The sequence below is a fragment of the uncultured Paracoccus sp. genome (genome assembly GCF_947496875.1).
Classification (GTDB): Bacteria; Pseudomonadota; Alphaproteobacteria; order Rhodobacterales; family Rhodobacteraceae; genus Paracoccus.
The window spans coordinates 1-5,260 of sequence record NZ_CANMEH010000049.1; the positions used below are offsets into that span (position 1 = coordinate 1).

At 66.8% G+C, this 5,260-nt stretch carries 4 protein-coding genes and 1 pseudogene; 3 read left to right on the plus strand and 2 right to left on the minus strand.

The genetic code is table 11. The features are described 5' to 3' along the window. Nucleotides 1-399 (minus strand): annotated as a pseudogene (locus tag Q0938_RS18805) (transposase); the annotation flags it as partial. A 431-nt stretch (nt 400-830) separates the two neighbouring features. Further along, complete coding sequence (locus tag Q0938_RS18810; RefSeq protein ID WP_299365584.1) at nt 831-1,694, minus strand: hypothetical protein; 864 nt, start codon at nt 1,692-1,694, stop codon at nt 831-833. 333 nt (nt 1,695-2,027) lie between these two features. On the opposite strand from Q0938_RS18810, the gene Q0938_RS18815 reads away from it, so the two are divergent. The 3 genes from Q0938_RS18815 to Q0938_RS18825 form a co-directional block, all read left to right on the plus strand. Continuing rightward, entirely contained in the window at nt 2,028-3,281 is a 1,254-nt protein-coding gene (locus tag Q0938_RS18815; RefSeq protein ID WP_299365586.1) for a 3-methyl-2-oxobutanoate dehydrogenase (2-methylpropanoyl-transferring) subunit alpha, read from the plus strand. A gap of 1 nt (nt 3,282) precedes the next feature. Then, entirely contained in the window at nt 3,283-4,299 is a 1,017-nt protein-coding gene (locus tag Q0938_RS18820) for an alpha-ketoacid dehydrogenase subunit beta (RefSeq protein ID WP_299365588.1), read from the plus strand. 1 nt (nt 4,300) lies between these two features. Further along, on the plus strand, nt 4,301-5,260 hold a 960-nt coding region (locus tag Q0938_RS18825; protein ID WP_299365590.1), incomplete at its 3' end, for a dihydrolipoamide acetyltransferase family protein.

Genomic DNA, 5,260 nt, shown 5'->3' on the forward strand with positions numbered 1-5,260 from the left:
CGCGAGGGCGTTCCTGATCCAGTGAACGCGGCACCGCTGCCATGTCGCCTCGAACACGCGGGCGATGGCGGCCTTGAGGCCGGTGTGCGCATCGCTGATCACCAGCCTGACCCCGCCGAGGCCCCGGGCGCGGAGAGACCGCAGGAAGTCGGTCCAGAAGGTCTCCGCTTCGGAGGGGCCGATGCCCAGGCCGATGATCTCGCGGCGCCCTTCGGTGTTGGCGGCCACGGCGATTATGGCCGCCACCGGCACGATCCGGCCGCCTTGGCGCACCTTGAGATACGTGGCGTCGAGCCAGACATAGGGCCAGTCGCCGGTCAGCGGGCGGTTCAGGAATTCGCCGACCCGCTCGTCGATGTCCTTGCAAAGCTTCGACACCGTGCTCTTCGAGATGCCGCTCAGCCGCATCGGCTGAGCTCGCCGACACTGCAGCCGCAGCCGCAGCGACTGCATCCATGGACCAACGGAGGACAACCATAAAGATCAATTTGGTGGGCGCTACCGTGCTGGCGCTGTCCAAAACTGTCGCCGTCGCCGAATATCCGGAGCGCCGATTGAGGTGACGGCTCCCGCGCCGGTGGGCGGAGGCACCGATACCAGCGCAAGTGAGCTCGCGCCTTGCTGGAAGAGGAACTGGGTACGTAGCTCGGAGTACTGAATGTCGCCGGTGGCGGCGGTTCCGTCGGTGTCACGCAGTTCATGCAGGAAGAGCCAAACGGCTATCGGCTGCTCTCAACGGGGAATAGCCCAAGCACAACGGTGCCGCAGGTGCAAAAAACCGCATGCAACGTGGACACGTTCACGCCCATCGCCTCGACATCCAAAACTGCTTACACCATGTACGTCGCTCCCCGCCGAAACGGGTGCGGAGTTCCTTGAGGAGCTCGAGGAAAATTCGGGCAAGTACACCTATGGAAACGATGGTATCGGCAGCAACATGCAACTCGCGGCCTAACGCGCTTTCCAGGCTCGGGTACCGCGGGGCCGCCATCCGTCCTGGCTGCCTTGAAGATCCGGTTCACGCCGTTGCGGTTTCGCTTCAGCGTCTCCAGCGAAAGCCGCGGTGTCAGCTGCTCGGCCAGCAGCGCCCGTTTCTCGATATCGGACAGCTCCGACCGGGCCCGCATCGCCGCGATCGCGGCGGCGTCCCTGGCATCGGCCGCGTCGATCTCCTCCTGCTTCGTCCGCTCGATCCCAGCCGACGTGTAGCGGTTCCTGCCATGCTTCTTGCCGTGATCCTTCGGCAGCCGGGCCATCCATGCGAAGAACTCCCGCTGATCTGTCACCGAGATCGCCGAGACCGGGATATCGCCGAGATACTCCAGCAGCAGCAGCTTCGCCGGCGCGTCGATGTTCCCCTTCATACTCGCCGTGGGGTAGTTCTTCAGCGCCTGCGCCCAGGCCGCCGAGATGTGCACCGGATCGGCCATCAGCGCCTCGACCGAGGGAGCGCCCAGGCGGGCGGCGACCGCTTTCTCGGCGCTGCTTGCGTCGTCGCCATCGAGTGACCGGGCCTCGACCTGGCAGATCTCGCGGGCGAGCTCGATCGCCCGGCGGCCCGGGTCGGCGCGCAGTTCCGGGAGGTCCAGACCGATCCGGCCGGCTGCGTCGTGCAGCGCCGGGGCGATCTGCAGATTCTGGAGGAAATCCGTTGCCTTCACCTTGGGAGTTAACGACAAGCCCTCCGCGCTCATCCCCGGCGTTCGGTGGGGGAAGATGCGCGCCCTCAGAGTGGTTGTTAGACTGTGGATCGGCACCACCTCATTGCTCCAGTCGGCCGGTCTTGTCTGACAACACCGTTGCACTAAGCTGGAACTGGAAGCGTGGAAGAATCTGATGGGAGTCTCTGGGGATCTCGCCCCAAGGCAAAAGTCTCTCTGCACCCGGATCGAGCCGACAAGGGCCGAGAACGACATCATCTGTCTCCTCCGGCAGAGCCCGGCGGAGGGACGACACGGATCGGGTCTCGCGGCGCCGGATCCGGGTTTTGGCTAGTCCTTGGTTTTCCGTGGCGAGGGAGGGTGCCGATGGAGACGCCAGAACAAGATGACCTGCCGCCGCTGAGCCTTGCCGTACCTGAGCCTGAGGTGCGGCCCGGCGACCGGCCGGATTTCTCACGGGTCGCGATTCCGCCTGCGGGCAGCGTCCGCCGTCCCCCGATCGATGCCGATCCGGAGCACATCCGCGATCTGGCCTTCACCATCATCCGTGTGCTCAATCGCGACGGTCAGGCGGTGGGTCCCTGGGCCGAGGCGCTGAAGATCGATCCCGAGGGGCTCAAGGAGGGTCTCCGCCACATGATGACGCTGCGCGCCTATGACGCGCGGATGCTGATCGCGCAGCGCCAGCAGAAGACCTCCTTCTACATGCAGCACCTGGGCGAGGAGGCGATTGCCTGCGCGTTCCGCCGCGCGCTGGCGCCCGGCGACATGAACTTTCCGACCTATCGCCAGGCCGGGCTGCTGATCGCGGGCGGCTATCCTCTCAAGACCATGATGTGTCAGGTCTACTCCAACGACGCCGACCCGATGCGCGGGCGGCAGTTGCCGGTGATGTATTCCTCGAAGGAACACGGTTTCTTCACCATCTCGGGCAACCTGGCGACGCAGTATATCCAGGCGGTGGGCTGGGCGATGGGGTCGGCCATATCGGGGGACCACAGGATCGCTGCGGCGTGGATCGGCGACGGCTCGACGGCCGAGAGCGACTTTCACGCGGCGCTGGTCTTTGCCTCGACCTACAAGGCGCCGGTGGTGCTGAACATCGTCAACAATCAGTGGGCGATCTCGACCTTCCAGGGCATCGCGCGGGGCGGGTCGGGGACCTTCGCCGCGCGCGGGCACGGCTTCGGCATCCCCTCGCTGCGCGTGGACGGCAACGACTACCTTGCGGTGCTTGCGGCGGCGCAATGGGCGACCGAGCGCGCGCGGCGCAACCTCGGTCCGACGGTGGTCGAATACGTGACCTATCGCGCCGGCGGGCACTCGACCTCCGACGATCCGTCCGCCTATCGACCGGCCGAGGAAAGCGCCGCATGGCCCCTGGGCGATCCGATCCTGCGGCTGAAGAACCACCTGATCGCCATCGGCGAGTGGACCGAGCAGCGCCATGTGCAGGCCGAGGCCGAAATCCATGCCGAGGTTGTCGAGACGCAGAAAGAGGCCGAGGCCATCGGCACGCTGCATCAGGGCCTGCGCCCCAGTCCGGCGGACATGTTCGAGGATGTGTATGCCGAGATGCCGCCGCATCTTCTGAAGCAGCGCCACGAGGCGGGGTTCTGACATGCCGCGCATGACGATGATCGAGGCGATCCGCGACGCGCTGGACGTGGCCATGGGCGCCGACCCGAAGGTCGTCGTCTTCGGCGAGGATGTCGGCTATTTCGGGGGTGTCTTCCGCTGCACGGCAGGGCTGCAGGCGAAATACGGCAAGACCCGCTGCTTCGACACGCCGATCAACGAGTCCGGCATCGTTGGCGCCGGGATCGGCATGGCGGCTTATGGTCTCAGACCCGTGGTCGAGATCCAGTTCGCCGACTACATGTATCCGGCCTATGATCAGATCGTCTCCGAGGCGGCGCGGCTGCGCTATCGCTCGGCCGGAGAGTTTACCTGTCCGATGGTTGTGCGGATGCCCACCGGCGGCGGTATCTTCGGCGGCCAGACTCACAGCCAGAGCCCCGAGGCGCTGTTCACCCACGTGACCGGGCTGAAGACCGTCGTGCCGTCAAATCCGCATGACGCCAAGGGCTTGCTGCTGGCGGCGATCGAGGATCCCGATCCGGTGATCTTCATGGAGCCGAAGCGGCTCTATAACGGCCCCTTCGACGGCCATCACGACCGCCCGGTGACGGCGTGGAAGGCGCATGAGCTGGGCGAGGTGCCCGAAGGGCATTACACCGTGCCGCTGGCCCGGGCAGTCGTGCGGCGTCCGGGCCGGGCCGCCACCGTTCTGACCTATGGCACCATGGTTCATGTCGCGCTGGCCGCTGCTCAGGAATCCGGCGTTGATGCCGAGGTGATCGACCTGCGGACGCTGCTGCCGCTGGATCTGGACACCATCGTTGCGTCGGTTCGACAGACCGGGCGCTGCCTGGTGCTGCACGAGGCGACGCTGACCTCGGGCTTCGGGGCCGAGCTTGTGGCGCTGGTGCAGGCGGAATGCTTCTGGCAGCTCGAGGCGCCGATCCGGCGCGTGGCGGGCTGGGACACGCCCTATCCGCATGCGCATGAATGGAGCTATTTTCCCGGCCCGGCGCGCGTGGCGGAGGCGCTGCGTCAACTTGTCGAGGTAGCCTGAGATGGGTGTTCTCGCAATCCGCATGCCCGATATCGGCGAAGGCATCGCCGAGGCCGAGATCGCCGAATGGCTGGTGAAGCCCGGCGATGTCCTGCGTGAGGACGACGCGATGATCGCGGTGATGACCGACAAGGCCACCGTGGAAATCCCCAGCCCGGTCACCGGCACGGTGATCTGGCAGGCCGGCCAGGCGGGCGATGTGATCGCGGTGGGCGCCGAACTGATCCGGCTGGAGGTGGACGGCCCCGGCAATGTCGAGGGAGACGGCACGGGCGACGCGCCCGGCGCGGCGATGGAACCTGCAGCGAAACACGGTGCCTCAGCCGAGCCCCCCGAGGCCACCGTCCAGCCGGAACCGACACCCGAGCTGCCAGGACCCGCCGCCCGGACTGTCCTCACGTCCGCCGCACCGTTGCGGGCCGAGGGCGAAAAACCCGTCGCTTCGCCCTCCGTCCGGGCCCGGGCGCGCGAGGCGGGCGTGGACCTGCGGCTGCTGCGGGGCTCGGGTCCGGCCGGCAGGATCAGCCACGAGGATCTGGACGCGTTCATCGCCTCGGGCGGCATTCCGGCGCCTTCCGCCCTCCGCCCCGATACCAGCACCGAGGAAATCCGGGTCATCGGGCTGCGCCGGAAGATCGCCGAGCGGATGGAGGCGGCCAACAGCGTCCCGCATATCACCATCGTCGAGGAGGTGGACGCCACCGCGGTTGAGGAGCTGCGGGCGCGAATGAACGCGTCGACCCAGCAGACAAAGCTGACGCTTCTGCCCTTCCTGGTCCGCGCCATCGTGCGCACCGTGCGCGAGCAGCCGATGCTGAACGCGCATTACGAGGCAGATGCAGGGCTGATCCGCCGCTTTGGCGCCGTCCATATCGGGATCGCGACGCAGACGCCCTCTGGCCTCATGGTGCCGGTTCTGCGCCATGCCGAGACGCTGGAGCTGCGCGCCGCCGCGGGCGAG